The organism is Streptomyces sp. NRRL B-1347 (assembly GCF_000720325.1).
Lineage (GTDB): Bacteria > Actinomycetota > Actinomycetes > Streptomycetales > Streptomycetaceae > Streptomyces.
Genome location: NZ_JOJM01000054.1, coordinates 1 through 20,517, shown reverse-complemented (window position 1 = coordinate 20,517; position 20,517 = coordinate 1). Strand labels below are relative to the sequence as shown.

Genomic DNA, 20,517 nt, shown 5'->3' with positions numbered 1-20,517 from the left:
CTTCGTCGGGTCGGACGGCCCTCAAGTGCCGGACGGGCCAGTCGCCTTGTCCGGCCCGCAGACCGTGCCCGACTTCGGCACCGTCCCGTCCAACAGATAGCCGTCCACCGCGCCGCGCACGCACTTGTCCTTGCTGTCGTACGCGCCGTGCCCCTGCCCCTTGTACGTCAGCTCGACGCCCACGCCCTCGCCGAGCGCGCCGACCATCTTGCGGGCGCCCTCGTACGGGGTCGCGGGGTCACCGGTGTTGCCGATGACGAGGACCGGCGCCGCCCCGGAGGCGCTGACGTCCGGGTGGTCGGCCTGGCCCGGCACGGCCCAGTCGGTGCAGCCGAGCATGCCCCACGCCAGGTAGTCGCCGAACAGCGGCGAGGCCTCCCGGAACCGGGGGAGCTTTTCCTCGACGTCGGCCGTCGTGTAACGCGGCTTGTCGTCGGCGCAGTTGATGGCGACGTTCGCGGCGGACAGGTTGCTGTACTCGCCGTCCTCGTTGCGCCCGTTCATCGAGTCGGACAGGAGCATGAGGATCCGTCCCTCCCCGTCGTAGGCCTCCGAGAGGCCCTCGGTGAGGTAGGGCCAGAAGTCCTGGGAGTACAGGGCCTGCACGATGCCGTTGGTGGCCGCGGTCTGGGTGAGGCGGCGCGGTGGGAGGCCGGGCAGCGGCTTGGCGTCCAGGTCCTTCAGGAGCTTCGCGATCCGGGCCTTGACGTCGTCCTCGGTGTCGCCGACGGGGCAGTCGTCCTCCTGGGAGACGCAGTCCTTCGCGAAGTTGTCGAGGGCGAGCTGGAAGCCCTTGGCCTGCCCCAGGGAGCCCTGTTCGGGCGATTCGGTGGGGTCGACGACCGCGTCGAACACGGCACGGCCCACGTTCTTGGGGAACAAGTGCGCGTAGACGCCGCCGAGTTCGGTGCCGTACGAGATGCCGAAGTAGTGCAGCTTCTCGTCGCCCAGCACCTGCCGCATCAGATCCATGTCGCGGGCCACGTCGGTGGTGCGCACATGGGGGAGGACCTTGCCGGAGTTCTTGTCGCACGCCTTGTTGAAGCTCTTGACGTTGTCGAGGAACTCCTTGCGCTCGGCCTCGTCGTCGGGCGTCGCGTCCTGCTGGAAGTACGTGTCGAGCTGTTCGTCGTCCTCGCACTTCACGCCGTCGCTGCGGCCGACGCCGCGCGGGTCGAAGCTCACCAGGTCGTAGCGGGTGCGCAGCTTCGCGTAGTCGGCGCCGAACGCGGGCAGCGTGGTGACGCCCGAGCCGCCGGGGCCGCCGAAGTTGAACAGGAGCGAGCCGATGCGCTGGTCCTCGGCGCCGCTGGCCCGCGCGCGGATGAGTGCGATGCCGATCGTGTCGCCCTCGGGCTTCTGCCAGTCCAGCGGGGCCTTCATGGTGGCGCACTGCCACGCGGCCCCGCCGGGCAGCGGCGACGGGGCTCCGCCGCCGCCCTCGGCCGCGGAAGGCGCCGGGCAGTCCTTCCAGCTGAGCTTCTGGTCGGGCCGGGCCTCGTCGGCGTCGGCGGTGTCCGAGGCCCCGTCACCGCAGGCCGCGAGCGCGGTGGACAGCAGGACGGCGGTGGCGGCCAGGGCCCTGGCACGCGGCGGGAGCTTGGGCATGGGTCCATCCTGCGGGGGAGCAGGGCGGGGCGCTCGGGGCACGAGCCGTGCGGGTGACCCGGCCGCCTCCGGGGCGTACGCGGCCGGGGCGGCGGCGCGCTACAGCTGGCCCTTGCGGGTCAGGTGGTTGAAGAACAGCCATCCGGGGAGCACCGGCAGCCACAGCGTGAGCAGCCGGTACAGCAGCACCGCGGGCGCCGCCACGTCCTTGGGCACGCCCACCGCGACGAGGCCGAGCGTGAGCGTCGCCTCGACCGCGCCGATGCCGCCCGGCGTGGGCGCCGCCGAGCCGAGCGCGTTGCCCGCGAGGAACACCACGGCGACGCTGGCCAGGCTCAGGGTGCCCATCTCCTCGCTGGCGAACGCCCGTACCGACGCGTCCAGGCACAGCACGAAGAAGAACGTCAGGAGCAGCATCCCGCCGATGCCGGTGAGCAGCTTCTGCGGGCGCTGCAGGACGTCCAGCATGCGCGGCACGACACCCGCGAACAGCGATCGCACGCGCGTGACGACGATCTTCCGCAGGAACGGGATGGCGGTCACCACCAGGACGAGCACCGCCACCGACAACAGGCCCGCGATGACCGTGCGCGAGGGGGTGAGCGACGGCGTCTTCTCGGTGCCCGTCAGATAGCCGAAGACGAGCAGCAGCAGGATGTGCGAGCCGAGCCCGAACAGCTGCGAGGCGCCGACGCTCGCCACCGCGAGCCCGGAGCGCACCCCGGACCGCTGGAGGAACCGGGTGTTCAGCGCGACACCGCCGACCGCCGCGGGCGCCACGATCTTCACGAACGACCCGGCGACCTGCGCGGCCACCGCCCGCAGGAACGGCACCCGCTCCGGCACGAAGCCGAGCAGGCTCATCGCCGCCGCGAAGTAGCTCAGCGCCGAGAACGCCACGGCCGCGGCGACCCAGCCCCACTCGGCCTCTCCGAAGATGGTGCCGAAGTCGACGTGCGTGAGCTGCGAGAGCAGGAAGTACGCGCCGAAGGCACCGGCGATGAAACTGATCAGCGTGCGCGGTCTGATCCGCTCCAGCTGCGCCGGTTCCACGGGCGCCGTCGGCCGGATCAGCAGCACCTGGTGGCGGATCTGGGTGAGCAGGTCCTCCTCGCGGGCCTGCTCCAGGGCCTCGTCTATGGCCTGCTTCTCGGCCTGCTTCTCCGCGCGCAGCGACTTGCGGGCCGCCGCCGAGTCCGGGGCCTGCTCCTCCGGCTCGTCCTCGCCGCGCGCCAGCTTGGCCTTCTGGGACGCCTCCAGGACCGCCTCGCGCTCGCGCTGGGCGCGCTCACGGGCCCGCTTGCGCAGCGTCGCGCGCGTGGAGCGCGTCAGGGCGATCGGCTGGAGCAGCGGCAGACAGTCGGCCACGGCGTCCGGCCCGAGCACGTCGACCGCCGACGCGACCGCGCGCTCCGCGCCGACGCGCAGGCCGAAGGCGGTGAGCAGCTGCGCGATGTCCATCCGCAGCACGAGGTCACCGGCCGCGATCTCGCCGCCGCGCAGATCCGTCAGGATCACCCTGCCGGAACGATCCACCAGGATGGCGTCCCCGGCGAGCCTGCGGTGCGCGATCCGCCGCGACTGGAGCGCCCGCACCTGCCGCCAGGTCTCCCGCAGCAGCTCGTCGGTCAGGGCCGCGTCGGGCAGCGAGTCCAGGGTCCGCCCGCCCGTGTGCTCGTAGACGAGGATCACCGCGTCCGGGCCCAGCTCGGAGGTGGCGATCAGCTTCGGCGCGTTGGCACCCGCGGCGATCGCCGCGTACGCGAGCAGCGCCTCCTGCTCCAGGGCCTGGCGCAGCGACTGGAGGCTGCGCCGGGTGGTGATGCTGCGCAGCGTGAGACGGCGCCAGACCCGGTAGAAGAACCCCTGCGCCTGCTGCTCGCGGTCGATGACCGTGACGTCGAGCGGTGGTCCGTCCTCCAGCGTGACGAAGTAGCGCCGGCCGCGGTCGCCCTGGTCCGTGCTGTCCCCGGTGTCCTCGCGGGCGGCGCTCACCGGGCGGAAGCCGACGTGCCGCAGGCCCGCGAGCAGCGTCTGCCCGGTGGGCTGCACGTTCGGCGAGCCGACCGCGTACAGCGTGCCGTACGCCACGGTCCAGCCGATCAGGACCGTCAGGATGATCGAGAACGGTGTCGTGTTGCCCGACACGAGCATCGTGAACGCTTCGAGCAGCAGCACCACGAGCAGCACGACGCGCCAGCGCGGGCGGCGCGCCATGCCCACGGCCGTCATGTACGCGATGACCGGGGCGAGGTAGCCGTGCACCGGGTCGGTCAGCGCGTGCACGTCGCCGGGCGAGGGCTGCGTCAGGGCGTCCTGGATGGACTCCGGGGCGCCCCTGGCGACCCACAGGTCGGTGGCGAGGGTCACGCCGTGCGCGAGGACGGCAGCGAGGACGCCGTCGGCGATGCGCAGCCCGTCCCGCTTGATCAGGCGCTCGATCGCGAACGCCACGGGCACGAGCAGGACGCCGATGCTCGCGGTCAGGCCCGCCAGCTTCATCAGCAGGTCCGGCGGCTCGCCGGTGCCCGCGTTGATGTCCTGCTCCAGGCCCGACGTCGTGCCGTGCGCGAACGCGGAGATCGCGAGCAGCACGGCGATCGCCAGCACGCCGATGAGCAGCCGCATCAGGTCGGAGGGGCGGTGCACGCGCGCGGGGAGCAGCGGCTCGTCGCCCTCCACGCGCTCGGCGTAGGAGTCGTCGGATTCGGTGTCGAAGCCGGGTACCTCGACCGGGGCGGCGGGCTGCCCGGAGGCGGCCGCGGGGCGCGGCTCGGCGGCTTCGGACGGCGGCTCGGGGTGGCTGCCGGACGGCTGCTCGGGGTGGCTGCCGGGCGACTGCTCGGGGTGGCTGCCGGGCGACTGCTCGGCGTGGGTCAGGGCCCGCGATTCCCGGCCTTCCCCGGCCGTACCGACGGACTCACCAGCACCGGGGCGTGACGTGTCCGCGGAGGTGCCAGCCGTCTTGTCGGAATGCACGCTCTGCTGCTCCGTCGCCTCTTCTTGATCTCGTATCACCAGTCACCGCCCGCATGATGGTGGCATGCCCCGCCGACAACGGGGGGCATCAGGGGGCAATCCGGGGGCGCGAAACGGTCACGATTTGCCACATCGGACCTTGTCGCCCACGGTCCCGTACGCTCCGTGGCCACCCCGTCACCGTGTCCGTGGCATGGGGCAGGATGGTCCGGATGAGCGAGGAGAGCGGAGCGGTGCCGGAGCTTCCGGAGTACGCGGAGCGGGTCCTGGAAGTGGCGGAAATGATTCCCCCGGGCCGGGTGATGACCTACGGAGACGTCGCCGAGTGGCTGGAGGAGGGTGGCCCCCGGCAGGTCGGCCGCGCGATGGCCCTCTACGGCGGCGCGGTGCCGTGGTGGCGCGTGGTCCGCGCCGACGGCACCCTGCTGCCCGGCCACGAACTGCGCGCCCTGGAGGCCTACCGCGCGGAGGGCACGCCCCTGCGGCAGGCCGGCCGGGCGGCGCAGGGGCACGTGCCGCGCATCGACATGCGCCGGGCGCGCTGGGACGGCGGGGCGGCCGCCGAAGGACCGGACGAGCGGCCGCAGGCTCCGGAAGGTCACAACTGACAGCTTCCGGCATCCGGGCCCGCGGTGGTGGGCCGCTGGTGGCCCGTACGGGGGAAGCCACACGCCCCACGCGACCGCTGGCGTAGCGTCGACAGCACGCATGCATCCTCACCCCGCGGCTGTCCCGCAGCCGCACCTCGACCAGAACACCCACCAGGACCGGCGACCCACGTGAGCTCCACTTCATCCGCCAGGCACGCGCGGCACCTGTCGTACCAGCAGGTACGACAGGGGGTCGCGGGCGCCTACCGACTGGTGCGTACCCCACCGGTCTCCGCGGACCCCCCTGAACTGGACGCACGACAGCGCGCCGTGGTTGACCACGACGGCGGCCCGCTGCTCGTTCTCGCAGGTCCGGGCACCGGCAAGACCACGACCCTGGTCGAGTCCGTCGCCGCGCGCATCGCCAAGGGCACCGACCCCGAGCGCGTCCTGGTGCTCACCTTCAGCCGCAAGGCCGCGGTGGAACTGCGCGACCGGATGGCCCACCGGATCGGCGCCGCCGACGCCCCGCAGGCGACCACCTTCCACTCCTTCTGCTACGCCCTGGTCCGCGCCCACCAGGACGCCGACCTGTTCGTCGAGCCGCTGCGGCTGCTCTCCGGACCCGAGCAGGACGTCGCCGTGCGCGAGCTGCTCGCCGGACAGCTCGGCCTCGGCGAGGAAGGCCTCTCCCGGGTCCGCTGGCCGGACGAGCTGCGCGCCTGCCTGACCACGCGCGGCTTCGCCGACGAGGTCCGCGCCGTCCTCGCCCGCAGCCGCGAGCTGGGCCTGGGGCCCGCCGCCCTCGACGCCTTCGCGCGCCGCAGCGGCCGCCCGGACTGGCGCGCCGCGGCCGCGTTCCTCGCCGAGTACCTCGACGTCCTCGACCTCCAAGGAGTGCTCGACTACGCCGAGCTGGTGCACCGCGCGGTGCTGCTCGCCCACCGCCCCGAGGTGGCGCGGGCCCTGGCCGCGCAGTACGACGCCGTGTTCGTGGACGAGTACCAGGACACCGACCCCTCCCAGGTGCGCCTGCTGCACGCCCTCGCGGGCGGCGGCCGCGACCTCATGGCCTTCGGAGACCCGGACCAGTCGATCTACACCTTCCGGGGCGCCGACGTGAACGGCATCCTCCAGTTCCCCGCCGACTTCCCGCGCGCGGACGGCACCCCGGCACCGGTCGAGGTCCTGACGACGTCCCGCCGCTCGGGCGCCGGACTCCTCGCCGCCACCCGCCTCCTCACCCGCCGCATGCCGCTGACCCGGCTGCCCGCGGCGAAGGTGCGCGCCCACCGCGAGCTCGCCGCCGTCAGGGACGACGGGCGCGTGGACGTCCTCACCTTCCCCACCGCCGGCGCGGAGATCGACAACATCGCGGACGTCCTGCGCCGCGCCCACCTGGAGGACGGCGTCCCCTGGAGCGAGATGGCCGTGCTCGTCCGCGCGGGCGCCCGCACCCTGCCCTCCTTCCGCCGCGCCCTCACCGCCGCGGGCGTCCCCCTGGACATAGACGGCGACGACATCCCCCTGCGCCACGAACCGGCGGTGACGGCCCTCCTGACGGCCTTGCGGACGGTGGCGACGGCGGTGGACCAGGCACGCCTGGGGGAGACGGCGAGGAGCGATGCTGCGCGTGCGCAGGAGGGGGATGAGGCGCGTGCCGAGGGGCCGATCGGGGCGCGTGCCGAGGGGGCTGCGGCGCGTACCGAGGGGCCGATCGGGGCGCGTGCGGAGGAGGCGACTGGGACGCGTGTCGAGGGGACGGCTGCCGCGCGTGCGGAGGACGCGGCCGCAGAGCGTGCGGCGGAGGCTGCCGCCGCGGGCCAGGCACGCTCCGAAGACGCCGCGGACGGCCCGACGGCCCCCGGCGTCGCCCCGGCCTGGCTCGGCACCGAGACCGCCCTGACCCTGCTCACCTCCCCGCTCGCGAGCATGGACGCCGCCGACCTGCGCCGCCTCGGCCGCGCCCTGCGCGAGGAGGAGCGCGCCGCCGGCAACCACCTGCCGCCGCCCTCCGACGAACTGCTCGCCCGCGCCCTGGCCGAACCGGAGCGGCTCGTCGCGCACGACCCCTCGTACGCCAAGGGCGCCCAGCGCCTCGGCGCGCTCCTCGCCCGCGCAGGCGCGTGCCTCGCGGACGGCGGCACCGCCGAGCAGGCCCTGTGGGAGCTGTGGAACGGCACCCCCTGGCCGCGCCGCCTGGAGCGCACCGCGCGGCGCGGCGGCGCGGCGGGCCGCAACGCCGACCGCGACCTCGACGCGGTGTGCGCCCTGTTCGCCACCGCCGCCCGCGCCGAGGAGCGCACCGGCGGCCGCGGTGCCCTGAACTTCCTGGAGGAGATCGAGGCCCAGGACATCGCCGCCGACACGCTCACCCGCCGCGCCGCCCGCCCCGACGCCGTACGCCTCATGACGGCACACCGCTCCAAGGGCCTGCAGTGGCGGCTCGTCGTCGTCGCGGGCGTCCAGGAGGGCCTCTGGCCCGACCTGCGCCGCCGCGGCTCTCTCCTGGAGGCCGACCGCATCGGGCGCGACGGCATCGCCGAACCCCTCACCCCCGGAGCACTCCTCTCCGAAGAGCGCCGACTGTTCTACGTCGCCGCCACGCGCGCGCGTGAACGCCTCGTCGTCACCGCCGTCAAGGCACCCGCCGAAGACGGCGACCAGCCGTCCCGCTTCCTCACCGAGCTCGGCGTCGAGCCCAAGGACGTGCCGGGCCGCCCGCGCCGCCCGCTGTCCGTCGCCGCGCTCGTCGCGGAGCTGCGCGCCACGACCGTCGACCCGCACGCCTCGGACGCCCTGCGCGAGGCCGCGGCCCAGCGCCTGGCCCGCCTCGCCGGACTCGCCGACACCGACGGCCGCCCCCTCGTGCCGTCCGCGCACCCCTCCCGCTGGTGGGGCCTGCACGAGCCGACAGCGAGCACGGCGCCCCTCCGGGACCGCGACAAGCCGGTCACCCTCTCCGGCAGCGCCCTGGACCAGCTCGCCAACACCTGCGCCCTGCAGTGGTTCCTGGGCCGTGAGGTGAAGGCGGACGCGCCCGCGACCGCCGCCCAGGGCTTCGGCAACGTCGTCCACGTCCTGGCCGACGAGGTCGCCTCCGGGCGCACGCCCGCCGATCTCGACGTCCTCATGGAACGCCTCGAATCGGTGTGGGACGCCCTCGCCTTCGACGCCCCCTGGAAGTCCGACCAGGAGAAGGAGAACGCGCGCGGAGCGCTCGAACGGTTCCTCCAGTGGCACGTCAGCGGCGCCCACGCGGGCCGCACCCCCGTAGCCAGCGAGCACGGCTTCGACGTGACCCTCGAAGCAGGCCCCTACGAAGTGCGCGTACGCGGCTCCATGGACCGCGTCGAACGCGACGGCGAAGGCCGCGCCTACGTAGTCGACTTCAAGACCGGCAAACAGGCCCCCAGCGCCGCCGACGTCGCCCGCCACCCCCAGCTGGCCGTCTACCAGCTCGCGGTGCGCGAGGGCGCGGCCGACGACGTGTTCGGCGGCACGCGCCCCGCTGCGGGCGGCGCGGAACTGGTGCACCTGCGCCAGGGCGCCGCCAAGAAGGACGGCGGCGACGCCCTGCCGAAGGTCCAGACGCAGCAGCCACCGGAAGGCGGCGACGGCGACTGGGTCGGCGACCTCCTGGCCACCGCCGCGGGCAAGGTCCTCGACGAACGCTTCACGCCCGCAACGGGCCAGCACTGCACCCACTGCGCCTTCCGCACCTCGTGCAGCGCCCTCCCCGAAGGCCGCCAGGTCGTGGAGTGACGCCCGCCACCGGCCTCCCGGGTGGTGGTCAACGTCACGTCCCACCACCCGAGCCCATAGCACTCGCACAGGCCATCTAAAGTCTCGGTAAAGCTGAACCGTGCATGCTGCGGGGTGCGTCCCGCACCCCCCGAACGTGCACCGTCCTGAGGAGAGTCACCATGGCAGCCAACCGGAAGCTCCTGGCAGCGGCAGCCGCCTGCGCCGCCGCCGTCATCGGCGTCACGGGCTGCAGCAGCGACGGCGACAAGGACCCCTTCGAGGGCATGAGCGCCGACAAGATCGCCAAGAAGGCCGTGGACGCCTCGAAGGGCGCGGGCTCCTTCAAGGTCTCCGGCCAGGGCGAGGAGGACGGCAAGAAGGTCCAGATCGACTTCGCCGTCGCCGAGTCCGGCGACTGCCAGGGCAAGACCGGCTCCGCGGCGAACGGCACCGGCGAGATCCTCGTCGTCGACAAGACCTCGTACTTCAAGGGCGACGAGCAGTTCTGGAAGTCCACCGGCAGCGCCGCCATGGGCGACAAGCTCAAAGGCCGCTGGATGAAGTCCCCGCGCGGCGAGGACAGCAAGACCTGCGACAAGGACGAGATGTTCAACTCCGCGAAGCTCAAGGGGCTCAAGCGGGAGAAGGACGCCGAGGTCGACGGCGAGAAGGCGGCCGTCCTCACCAAGAAGACCGGCAAGAAGCAGCTGACGTACTACGTCGCGCTCGACGGCAAGCCGTACTTCCTGCGGATCGAGGAGAAGGGCGCCGACCCCACCAAGATGAACTTCAGCGACTACGGCAAGTCCGTCGTCGTGAAGGCCCCGCCGGCCGACCAGGTCATCGAGCAGAAGGACCTCAAGGACCTCCTCACCGGCTGACCCCGAGACGCCCCGAGCGGCGGCCACCGACCACCGGACCCCACCCCGGTTGTCAGTGGCCGCCGCTAGCCTTTCTCACGTGCCTTCCCGCCTCACCGACCCCGACGAGCTCAAAGAGCTCCTCGGCATCCCGTTCACCCCGGAGCAGACGGCCTGCATCACCGCGCCGCCCGCCCCGCAGGTGATCGTGGCCGGAGCCGGATCGGGCAAGACGACGGTGATGGCCGCGCGCGTGGTCTGGCTCGTCGGCACCGGCCAGGTCGCCCCCGAGCAGGTCCTCGGCCTGACGTTCACCAACAAGGCGGCAGGCGAGCTCGCCGACCGCGTCCGCCAGGCCCTCGTCAAGGCGGGCGTCACGGACCCGGACCCGGCCGACCCCGACGACGCCCCGGGCGAACCGGTCATCTCCACGTACCACGCCTTCGCCGGACGCCTCCTGACCGAGCACGGCCTGCGCATCGGCCTGGAACCCACCTCCCGGCTCCTCGCCGACGCCACCCGCTTCCAGCTCGCCGCACGCGTACTGCGCGAAGCCCCCGGCCCGTACCCGGCGCTCACCCGCTCCTTCCCCGACCTCGTCAGCGACCTCCTGGCCCTCGACAGCGAGCTCGCCGAGCACCTCGTGGACCCCGGCAGGCTCCGCGCGCACGACGCCGCACTCCTGCGCACCCTGGCGGGCGCCAAGCTCACCAACGGAGACCTCCGCAAGGTCCCCGAGGCAGCCACCGCCCGCACCGAGCTCACCGGCCTCGTCGAGCGGTACCGCGACGCCAAGCGCGCCCGCGACCTGCTCGACTTCGGCGACCAGATCGCCCACTCCGCGACCCTCGCCCGCACCCGCGCGGAAGTCGGCGCGATCCTGCGCGAGGAGTTCCACGTCGTCCTCCTCGACGAGTACCAGGACACGTCCGTCGCCCAGCGCATCCTCCTCGCGGGCCTGTTCGGCGGCGGCACCGGCCACCCCGTCACCGCCGTCGGCGACCCCTGCCAGGCCATCTACGGCTGGCGCGGCGCCTCCGTGGCCAACCTGGACGACTTCCCGCACCACTTCGCCCACGCCGACGGCCGCCCCGCCGCCCGCCACGCGCTCAGCGAGAACCGCCGCAGCGGCGGCCGCCTCCTCGACCTCGCCAACGGCCTCGCCGCCCCCCTGCGCGCCCGCCACGCGGGCGTGGAGGCCCTGCGGCCCGCCCCCGGCGCCGAGCGCGACGGCACGGTCCGGTGCGCCCTCCTGCGCACCCACGCCGAAGAGATCGACTGGATCGCCGACTCCCTCGCCCACCTCGTCCGCACCGGCACCGCACCCGGCGAGATCGCCGTCCTGTGCCGCACGGCCACCGACTTCGCCGACATCCAAGGCGCCCTCGTCGCCCGCGACGTACCCGTCGAGGTCGTCGGCCTCTCCGGGCTCCTGCACCTGCCCGAAGTCGCCGACCTCGTCGCCGTCTGCGAAGTCCTCCAGGACCCCGGAGCCAACGCCTCCCTGGTGCGGCTCCTCACCGGCCCCCGCTGGCGCGTCGGCGCCCGCGACCTCGCCCTCCTCGGCCGCCGCGCCCGCCTCCTCGTCCGGCACGGCCACCCCGCGCCCGGAGACCCCGACGACCCCGAAGCCGCCGACCGGCGCCTCGCCCACGCCGTGGAAGGCGTCGACCCGTCCGAGGTGATATCGCTCGCGGACGCCCTCGACACCTTCCTGGAGTCGCCGATCGACGCCTCCGAAGACGACGGCCTGCCCTTCTCCGCGGAGGCACGCGTCCGGTTCGCCCACCTCGCCGCCGAACTGCGCGACCTGCGCCGCTCCCTCGCCGACCCGCTGATGGACGTCCTGCACCGCGTCCTCGCCGTCACCGGCCTGGAAGTCGAGCTGTCCGCGTCCCCGCACGCCCTGGCCGCCCGCCGCCGCGAGACCCTGTCCAACTTCCTGGACGTCGCCGCGTCCTTCGCCGCCCACGACCCCGCGGCCTCCCTGCTCGCCTTCCTCGGCTTCCTGCGCACCGCCGCGCAGTACGAGAAGGGCCTCGACAACGCCCTGCCCGGCGGCGAGAACACCGTCAAGGTGCTCACCGCCCACAAGTCCAAGGGCCTGGAGTGGGACGTCGTCGCCGTCCCCGGCCTCGTCACCGGCACCTTCCCGAGCGCCCAGGGCCGCGAGAAGTGGACCGCGCAGGCCAAGGTCGTCCCGCACGCCCTGCGCGGCGACGCCGACACCCTGCCCGACGTCGACACCTGGGACGCCAAGGGCCTGAAGGCCTTCCACGCCGCCATGAAGGAGCACCAGCACACCGAGGAGCTCCGCCTCGGCTATGTGACGTTCACCCGGCCCCGCAGCCTCCTCCTGGGCTCCGGCCACTGGTGGGGCCCCACCCAGAAGAAGCCGCGCGGCCCCTCCGACTTCCTGACGGCGCTGTACGACCACTGCGCGGCCGGCCACGGCGAGATCGAGGCCTGGGCCGACGAGCCGCAGGACGGCGAGGAGAACCCCGCCCTGCGCGAGGCCGCCGCCGACCACGCCTGGCCGCTCCCGCTCGACCCCGCGTCCCTGGCCCGCCGCCGCGCCGCCGCCGACACCGTCCAGGCACACCTGAACCGCCTCAGGACGGGCGGCGCCCGCGACCACCAGCAGTCCCACCCGGCAGCGGACCCGGCAGTCGACCCGGAGTGGCCGCCACCCCCGGAGGACGACGAGTACGACGAGCACTATGACGAGTACGACGAGCACTATGCGGACGAAGGCGCGCCCTACGAAGACGAAGGCGCGCCCTACGAAGACGAAGGCGCGCCCTACGAAGGAGACAGCGGCCCCCTTCCCGAGGACGAGGACCCCGCCGACTGGGACGCCTGGAGCAGCGACCGCCCGACGCCCCCGACCCGGACCCCGGCCGTCCCGCACGCACGCGTACCGCACGCCACCGCACCCGCGCAGCCCCTGACCCCGGAAGAACTGCGCACCCTCGCCTCCTGGGACCGCGACCTGGACGCCCTCGCCGACGAGCTCCTGCGCGCCCGCGAAGGCGTACGCGACGTGCCCCTGCCGACCACCCTCACCGCCACCCAGCTGCTGCGCCTGGCCACCGACCCCGACGGCCTCGCCCAGGAGCTCGCCCGGCCCATGCCCCGGCCGCCCCAGCCCGCCGCCCGACGGGGCACCCGCTTCCACGCCTGGGTGGAGGCCCGCTTCGAAGAGCTGCGCCTGCCCATGCTCGGCCCGGAGGAACTCCCCGGCGGCGCCCCCGGAGAAGCCGACATCGCCGACGAGCGCGACCTGGAAGCACTCAAGGAAGCCTTCGAACGCACCGAATACGCCCGCCGCACGCCCTACCGCGCCGAGGTCCCCGTCCAGCTCACCCTCGCGGGCCGCCTCATCCGCGGCCGCGTGGACGCCGTCTACAAGCACGGCGAAGGCGCCGACACCACGTACGAGATCGTCGACTGGAAGACCAGCCGCACCCAGGACGCCGACCCGCTCCAGCTCGCCGTGTACCGCCTGGCCTGGGCCGAGCAGCACGGCGTCCCCCTGGAGTCGGTGACGGCCGCCTTCCTGTACGTCCGCAGCGGCGACGTCGAGCGCCCGAGGCACCTGCCCGGCCGGGCGGAGCTGGAGCGGCTGCTGCTCGGCGAGGACGAGCCCGAGCACGAGGGCCAGGACGAGGGCGGCGACGGCAAGGAAGGCGGTGACAGCGGCCCGCGCGGCGGCGACCGCAGCGGCGGCCCGCGCGGAGGGAACAGCGGTGGTCCGGAGCCCGACCGGCCACCGGACAGGACCGCCCCCGTGGGCCGATAGGCTCGTCACCATGAGTAAGTCCGCCGACCAAGCTGACAGTGTCGTCAGCGCCGTACGCGAGTACGTCGACGACCACCGCGCCGCCTTCCTCGACGACCTCGCCGAGTGGCTCCGCATCCCGTCCGTGTCGGCGCAGCCCGAGCACGCCGACGACGTGCGCCGCAGCGCCGACTGGCTCGCCGCCCGACTGAAGGACACCGGCTTCCCGACCGCCGAGGTCTGGGAGACAGCGGGCGCCCCCGCCGTCTTCGCCGAGTGGCCCTCCGGCGACCCACAGGCCCCCACCGTCCTCGTCTACGGCCACCACGACGTGCAGCCCGCCGCCCGCGAGGACGGCTGGGACACCGACCCCTTCGAGCCCGTCATCCGCGACAACCGCCTCTACGCGCGCGGTGCCGCCGACGACAAGGGCCAGGTCTTCTTCCACACCCTCGGCGTGCGCGCCCACCTCGCCGTCACCGGCCGCACCGCCCCCGCCGTGAACCTGAAGCTGATCGTCGAGGGCGAGGAGGAGTCCGGCTCCGCGCACTTCCGCGACCTCATCGAACGCCACCGCGACCGCCTCACGGCCGACGCCGTCGTCGTCTCGGACACCGGCATGTGGTCCAAGGACACCCCGACCGTCTGCACGGGCATGCGCGGCCTCGCCGACTGCGAGATCGAGCTGCACGGCCCCGACCAGGACATCCACTCCGGCTCCTTCGGCGGCGCCGTCCCCAACCCGGCCACGGCCGCCGCCCGCCTGGTCGCCGCACTCCACGACGACCACGCGCGCGTGGCCGTGCCCGGCTTCTACGACGGCATCGTCGAGCTCACCGACCGCGAACGCGACCTCTTCGCGGAGCTGCCCTTCGACGAGGCCGAATGGCTGCGCACCGCCAAGTCGTACGCCCCCCATGGAGAAGCCGGACACACCACCCTGGAGCGCGTCTGGGCCCGCCCGACCGCCGAGGTCAACGGCATCGGAGGCGGCTACCAAGGCCCGGGCGGCAAGACGATCATCCCGTCGAGCGCCCACCTGAAGCTCTCCTTCCGCCTGGTCGCGGGCCAGGACCCCGACCACGTCGAAGAAGCCGTCCGCGCGTGGGTGGCCGACCAGCTGCCCGCCGGCATCCGGCACACCATCACCTTCGGCGCCGCCACCCGCCCCTGCCTGACCCCGCTCGACCACCCCGCCCTGCAGTCCGTCGCCCGCGCCATGGGCCGCGCCTTCGAGCAGGAGATCCGCTTCACGCGCGAGGGCGGCTCAGGACCGGCAGCCGACCTCCAGGACGTCCTCGGGGCGCCCGTGCTCTTCCTCGGCATCTCCATCCCCTCGGACGGCTGGCACGCGCCGAACGAGAAGGTCGAGCTCGACCTGCTCCTCAAGGGTGTCGAAACCACCGCCTACCTCTGGGGCGACCTCGCGGAGCACTGGCGCGATGCACCCTGAGCACACCGAAGACACCTGCTCGCTGAACCACCCATTCCACCGGGGGAGTTGGAAGCACCAGTGACCACCTGGACCGACCGCGCCGCAGACCGCCCCGTCTCGCTCACCGTACCGAGCGGCATCGACCGCGCGGCCCACCACCGCCTCGACGAGGCCTGGCTCGCCGCCGCGTGGAGCCACCCCTCGACCCGCGTCTTCGTGGTCTCCGGCGGCCAGGTCCTCATCGACGAGACCCCCGACGGCCGCACCGAACTGGTGATGACCCCCAGCTTCGAAGCGCCCCTCACCGAAGCCCACCGCTACTTCCTGGGCACCGACGACGACGGCGTGAGCTACTTCGCCCTCCAGAAGGACTCCCTGCCCGGCCGCATGGACGCCTCCGCGCGCGCCGCCGGACTGCGCGAGGCGGGCCTTCTCCTGTCCCCCCGCGACGCGGGCCTGATGGTGCACGCCGTCGCCCTGGAGAACTGGCAGCGCATGCACCGCTTCTGCTCGCGCTGCGGCGAACGCACCGTCATCGCGGCCGCCGGCCACATCCGCCGCTGCCAGGCCTGCGGCGCCGAGCACTACCCCCGCACCGACCCGGCCGTGATCATGCTCGTCACGGACGAGAAGGACCGCGCGCTCCTCGGCCGCCAGGTCCACTGGCCCGAAGGCCGCTTCTCCACGCTCGCGGGCTTCGTGGAGCCCGGCGAGTCCATCGAGCAGTCCGTGCGCCGCGAGGTCTGGGAAGAAGCGGGCGTCACCGTCGGCGACGTCGAGTACGTCGCCAGCCAGCCCTGGCCCTTCCCGTCCAGCCTGATGCTCGGCTTCATGGCGCAGGCCACGTCGTCCGAGATCAACGTCGACGGCGAGGAGATCCACGAGGCCCGCTGGTTCTCCCGCGACGACCTGCGGGCCGCGTTCGAGTCCGGGGAGGTCCTGCCTCCCTACGGCATCTCGATCGCGGCCCGCCTGATCGAACTCTGGTACGGCGAGTCCCTGCCGCGCCCCGGCGCGGCAGCCTGACCCGGCCCCTCGGGACCTAGGCGGCCAGCTTCTGCTTCACCTGCGCCAGCGAGGGGTTCGTCAGCGTCGAACCGTCCGGGAAGAGAACGGTGGGAACCGTCTGGTTCCCCCCGTTCGCCTTCTCGACGAACGCGGCGGACTCCGGGTCCTGCTCGATGTTGACCTCGGCGTACGCGATGCCCTCGCGGTCCATCTGGCTCTTCAGCCTGCGGCAGTAGCCGCACCACGTGGTGCTGTACATCGTCACAGTGCCCGGCATGTCTCTCGCGCTCCTTCACGGCTCGGGGATGCGTCATCGCACTTCGGGGTGCGTCGTCGCACCCAGTCGAACGTACGCGACGACGCCACCATTCCCGCCCCCGCGCCCCACCCGCCCACGCACCCGCTCCGGCACCAGGACGTGCCCCGGCACCAGGACGTGCTCCAGCACCAGGACGAGCCTCGGCATCAGGACGTGCCCCGGGCCGCCCCGGGATTAATACGACTGCGACCGCACCCCTGTGGACAACCCGCTCACGCGTCCCACGAGAACTGGCAGCATTGAGGGGTGACAGCAGCAACGCACTCCACCCTCTTCCCGCGGGTCCCGGACTCGGCCGACGCGGTGCTCGACGGGCTCGACCCCGAGCAGCGCGAGGTCGCCACGGCCCTGCACGGGCCGGTCTGCGTGCTCGCGGGCGCCGGCACGGGCAAGACCCGCGCCATCACCCACCGCATCGCCTACGGAGTCCGCGCGGGCATCCTCCAGCCCGCCAGCGTGCTCGCCGTCACCTTCACCAACCGCGCCGCAGGCGAGATGCGCGGCCGACTGCGCCAGCTCGGCGCCCAGGGCGTCCAGGCCCGCACCTTCCACTCCGCCGCCCTGCGCCAGCTCCAGTACTTCTGGCCCAAAGCCGTCGGCGGCCCCCTGCCCCGACTAGTCGAGCGCAAGATCCAACTCGTCGCCGACGCCGCGGCCGCCTGCCGCATCCGCCTCGACCGCAACGAACTGCGGGACGCGACCGGCGAGATCGAATGGTCCAAGGTCACCCAGACCGTCCCCGCCGACTACGCCGCCGCGGCGGCCAAAGCAGGCCGCGAAACCCCCCGCGACCCCGCCGAGCTCGCCCAGCTCTACGCGGCCTACGAGGACCTCAAGCGGGACCGCTCCGTCATCGACTTCGAGGACGTCCTGCTCCTCGCCGTCGGCATCCTCCAGGACCGCCACGACATCGCCGAACAGGTCCGCTCCCAGTACCAGCACTTCGTCGTCGACGAGTACCAGGACGTCAGCCCCCTCCAACAGCGCCTCCTGGAGCTGTGGCTCGGCGAGCGCGACAGCCTCTGCGTCGTCGGCGACGCCAGCCAGACCATCTACTCCTTCACCGGCGCCACCCCCGACCACCTCCTCGACTTCCGCACCCGCCACCCCGGCGCGACCGTCGTCAAACTCGTCCGCGACTACCGCTCCACCCCCCAGGTCGTCCGCCTGGCCAACGGCCTGCTCGCCCAGGCTCGCGGCCGCGCCGCCGACCACCGCCTGGAACTCGTCTCCCAGCGCGAGGCCGCCGCCGAACCGGTCTACACCGAGTACACGGACGAACCCGCCGAAGCCGAAGGCGCCGCCCGCCGCATCCGCGCCCTCATGACCGACGGCGTCCCCGCCAGCGAGATCGCCGTCCTCTTCCGCACGAACTCCCAGTCGGAGATCTACGAACAGGCCCTGGCCGACGCCGGCATCCCCTACCAGCTCCGCGGCGCCGAGCGCTTCTTCGAACGCACCGAGGTGCGCGAAGCCGGCGCCGCCCTGCGCGGCGCCGCCCGCTTCGGCGCCAACGACTCCCTCCTCGACGACGTCGTCGACCTGCCCTCCCAGGTCCGGGCCGTCCTCTCCACCAAGGGCTGGACCACCGAGCCCCCCGCGGGCTCCGGCGCCGTCCGCGACCGTTGGGAGTCCCTGGCCGCCCTCGTCCGCCTCGCCGAGGACTTCGCCCGGGCCAACGCGAGCGCGACCCTCGCCGACCTCGTCGCCGAGCTGGACGAGCGCGCCGCCGCCCAGCACGCCCCCACCGTCGAAGGCGTCACCCTCGCCTCCCTGCACGCCGCCAAGGGCCTGGAGTGGGACGCCGTCTTCCTGGTCGGCCTCGCCGAAGGCATGATGCCGATCACCTACGCCAAGACCGACGAACAGGTCGAGGAGGAGCGCCGCCTCCTCTACGTCGGCGTGACCCGCGCCCGCGCCCACCTCTCCCTGTCCTGGGCGGTCTCCCGCTCACCGGGCGGGCGCCCCAACCGCCGAGCCACCCGGTTCCTCGACGGACTGCGCCCCGGCTCGGGCGCGACCGCCGGGGCGCGCGCGGCAGGCGGCACGGGCGGCATCGAGCGCGGCACGGGCGGCGGCGCCGAGCCCGGCGGCCCCAGAGCCCGCCGCCGCGGCAGCCGCACCCCGGCCCGCTGCCGCGTCTGCGGCCGCACCCTCACCGAAGCGGGTGAGATGAAACTCATGCGGTGCGAGGACTGCCCGTCGGACATGGACGAAGGGCTCTACGAGCGCCTGTGCGAGTGGCGCGCGGGGCGCGCGCGACGCATCGGACAGCCCGCGTTCTGCGTCTTCACGGACAAAACCTTGATCGCCATCGCCGAGTCCGTGCCCGAGGAGGAGGGCGAGCTCGCCCGCATCCCCGGCGTCGGCCAGCGCAAGGTGCGCACCTACGGCACCGAAGTCCTCGCCATTTGCGCAGGTCAGGAGGTTGTCGATGGTGACGAGGGCAACTGATTCAAACTCGTCGAAAAAATAGTTTGCGCATGCCCCAGCAATCCCCATAGGTTCTTAGCACGGAACACGGCGGGCTTCTCCGGAGCCCCGGTTCCGTGCTGTACTTGTCAGTCCGAAGGATCGGCCCCGGCCGATCCCCTAGACGCCGAGAGGAGGCGATTCCAGTGATCAGCACCAACAAGAGCTTCATCAGCACCGTCAAAATGACCGATCGCTCGGTCGTCGCCTCCTGCCTGCTCGGCTTCTCGCACCAGGGCACCGGTCTGTTCGTCGGCAGCAATGCCGCCGCCCGCCCGGCTGCCTCCCTGCCCACCACGGGTCTCAAGATCCGTGAAGGCAATGAGCGACCGACCCAGGCACCGGAAGCAGCAGTAGCGATGGCACAGGCGCAGGCCTATGTCTCCGCGGCAGCCGGTGCCGGATTCCGGAAGCAGACGACGCAGCAGCACCACACGATGTGGGCCTTCCGTGGGCTCGAACCCTGGAGTGATCCAGTCTGATCTCGATCAGACCGGCGCCTTCAGGGCCGCGGAACCCCACCCGGGATCCGCGGCCCTTCTGTTTTCCCCGAAACAGGGAGACAGAACGAAGGGGCCACCGCAAGACCCGGTACCAGCCGCCAACCGGCCGAACCCGGCCGGAACGACCAGACGAGGAAGAACACCACCGTGCAACTCGAAGCGCACGCCCCGTCCGTACCGCCTTCAGAGACGCTCCCCCCGCCCGCACCCACGGAGGACCCGACCTTGACTCCCCTCACCGCGCTCACCGCGCTCGACGACGCCATCGAGAACCTCGGCGTACCCGTCCCCTGCCGTGCCTACGACCCGGAGGTCTTCTTCGCCGAGTCCCCGGCCGACGTCGAGTACGCCAAGTCGCTGTGCCGCACCTGCCCGCTGATGGAGGCCTGCCTCGCTGGCGCCAAGGAGCGGCGTGAGCCGTGGGGCGTCTGGGGCGGTGAGCTGTTCGTCCAGGGCGTCGTCGTAGCCCGCAAGCGCCCGCGTGGGCGTCCGCGGAAGAACCCGGTAGTCGCATGAGTACCGCCGGAACGATCGACCGCCCCCTGACGCACGACCCGAAGAAGCAGGCCCCGATGAAGGCACCCGCGACCGAGCCCACCGGCTCCGCGACCCCAGACTTCACCACCACCGGCGCGACCGGCTCGCGCCAGAACAGGACCCGAGAGATGCAACTCATCCCAGAAGCCATGGCCCGTGCGCATATGCACGAGCGACTGCGTGAGGCCGAGCTGCAACGCCCGGCCGCCCGCCTGATCGCGGCCCGCCGCATGCAGCGCCGCGCCGAGCGCGCGTCCCTGCGCGCCCGCCGCGCGCTCGCCATGGCGGTCATGCAGTAAAACCACCGCCACGCGGCATCGGAAGCTCCCGCCGAGCTTCCCGGAAAACCCGCGGGGGCCGGTCCGAACGGACCGGCCCCCGCGGTGCGTTGTGCCCGCCGATCACCCGGCGACGGCGATAAGGTCACCGAGTGGACCAGCAGCCTTCTCAACCTGCGGACACCGAGGATCTCGTGTGCTCCCGCTGCGGCACGGTCGCCGACGGCCGGCCCCCCACCTGGACCTGCTCCGTGGAGAACGGCGTCCGCCACTACTACTGCGACACCTGTGCTCGGGAGAACATTCGGGCCATTGAGGGGAGACTCGACTCGGCCTGGTGGCTGTCTCTTATACACATCTCCGAGCCCACGAGACCGAGGCTGATCTCGTATGCCGTCTT

The 20,517-nt window shown here is 73.0% G+C and carries 13 protein-coding genes and 1 pseudogene; 11 read left to right on the top strand and 3 right to left on the bottom strand.

The genetic code is table 11. The features are described 5' to 3' along the window. Positions 1–21 precede the first annotated feature (21 nt). Both IG74_RS0133110 and IG74_RS0133105 read right to left on the bottom strand, forming a co-directional pair. Positions 22–1,608, bottom strand: a complete 1,587-nt coding sequence (locus IG74_RS0133110; protein WP_051855867.1) for an alpha/beta hydrolase — start codon at positions 1,606–1,608, stop codon at positions 22–24. Between the two features lie 99 nt (positions 1,609–1,707). Then, positions 1,708–4,626 (bottom strand): lysylphosphatidylglycerol synthase transmembrane domain-containing protein, encoded by a 2,919-nt coding sequence (locus IG74_RS0133105; protein ID WP_030684703.1) that lies wholly within the window; start codon positions 4,624–4,626, stop codon positions 1,708–1,710. 173 nt (positions 4,627–4,799) lie between these two features. On the opposite strand from IG74_RS0133105, the gene IG74_RS0133100 reads away from it, so the two are divergent. The 6 genes from IG74_RS0133100 to nudC all read left to right on the top strand — a co-directional run bounded on the left by IG74_RS0133100 (position 4,800) and on the right by nudC (position 16,026). After that, the gene (locus IG74_RS0133100; RefSeq protein WP_051855865.1) at positions 4,800–5,195 is read left to right on the top strand and encodes an MGMT family protein; all 396 of its coding nucleotides are present in this window, start codon (positions 4,800–4,802) and stop codon (positions 5,193–5,195) included. Between the two features lie 252 nt (positions 5,196–5,447). Next, positions 5,448–8,942 (top strand): ATP-dependent helicase, encoded by a 3,495-nt coding sequence (locus IG74_RS0133095; RefSeq protein ID WP_420709978.1) that lies wholly within the window; start codon positions 5,448–5,450, stop codon positions 8,940–8,942. A 161-nt stretch (positions 8,943–9,103) separates the two neighbouring features. Then, complete coding sequence (locus IG74_RS0133090; RefSeq protein ID WP_051855861.1) at positions 9,104–9,805, top strand: hypothetical protein; 702 nt, start codon at positions 9,104–9,106, stop codon at positions 9,803–9,805. Between the two features lie 79 nt (positions 9,806–9,884). After that, a complete protein-coding gene (locus IG74_RS0133085) occupies positions 9,885–13,586 on the top strand; it encodes a UvrD-helicase domain-containing protein (RefSeq protein ID WP_078869219.1) in 3,702 nt (1,233 codons plus the stop codon). A 10-nt stretch (positions 13,587–13,596) separates the two neighbouring features. Further along, positions 13,597–15,018 (top strand): dipeptidase, encoded by a 1,422-nt coding sequence (locus IG74_RS0133080; RefSeq protein WP_030684692.1) that lies wholly within the window; start codon positions 13,597–13,599, stop codon positions 15,016–15,018. Positions 15,019–15,078: 60 nt separating this feature from the next. Beyond that, entirely contained in the window at positions 15,079–16,026 is a 948-nt protein-coding gene (gene nudC / locus IG74_RS0133075; RefSeq protein ID WP_030684691.1) for an NAD(+) diphosphatase, read from the top strand. 16 nt (positions 16,027–16,042) lie between these two features. On the opposite strand, the gene IG74_RS0133070 is transcribed toward nudC, so the two are convergent. Next, complete coding sequence (locus IG74_RS0133070; RefSeq protein ID WP_030684690.1) at positions 16,043–16,285, bottom strand: mycoredoxin; 243 nt, start codon at positions 16,283–16,285, stop codon at positions 16,043–16,045. 288 nt (positions 16,286–16,573) lie between these two features. Here IG74_RS0133070 and IG74_RS0133065 point away from each other — a divergent pair, with 288 nt between their 5' ends. The 5 genes and pseudogenes from IG74_RS0133065 to IG74_RS53650 all read left to right on the top strand — a co-directional run. Beyond that, a complete protein-coding gene (locus IG74_RS0133065) occupies positions 16,574–18,781 on the top strand; it encodes an ATP-dependent DNA helicase UvrD2 (RefSeq protein WP_030684688.1) in 2,208 nt (735 codons plus the stop codon). A 164-nt stretch (positions 18,782–18,945) separates the two neighbouring features. Continuing rightward, on the top strand, positions 18,946–19,281 hold the full coding sequence (locus tag IG74_RS0133060; protein WP_030684687.1) for a hypothetical protein: 336 nt from the start codon (positions 18,946–18,948) through the stop codon (positions 19,279–19,281). 168 nt (positions 19,282–19,449) lie between these two features. Continuing rightward, a complete protein-coding gene (locus IG74_RS0133055) occupies positions 19,450–19,818 on the top strand; it encodes a WhiB family transcriptional regulator (protein ID WP_030684686.1) in 369 nt (122 codons plus the stop codon). Continuing rightward, the gene (locus IG74_RS0133050) at positions 19,815–20,138 is read left to right on the top strand and encodes a hypothetical protein (RefSeq protein WP_030684684.1); all 324 of its coding nucleotides are present in this window, start codon (positions 19,815–19,817) and stop codon (positions 20,136–20,138) included. The genes IG74_RS0133055 and IG74_RS0133050 overlap by 4 nt, the downstream gene beginning before the upstream one ends. 131 nt (positions 20,139–20,269) lie before the next feature. Further along, positions 20,270–20,458: pseudogene (locus tag IG74_RS53650) on the top strand (hypothetical protein); the annotation flags it as partial. Positions 20,459–20,517 lie beyond the last annotated feature (59 nt).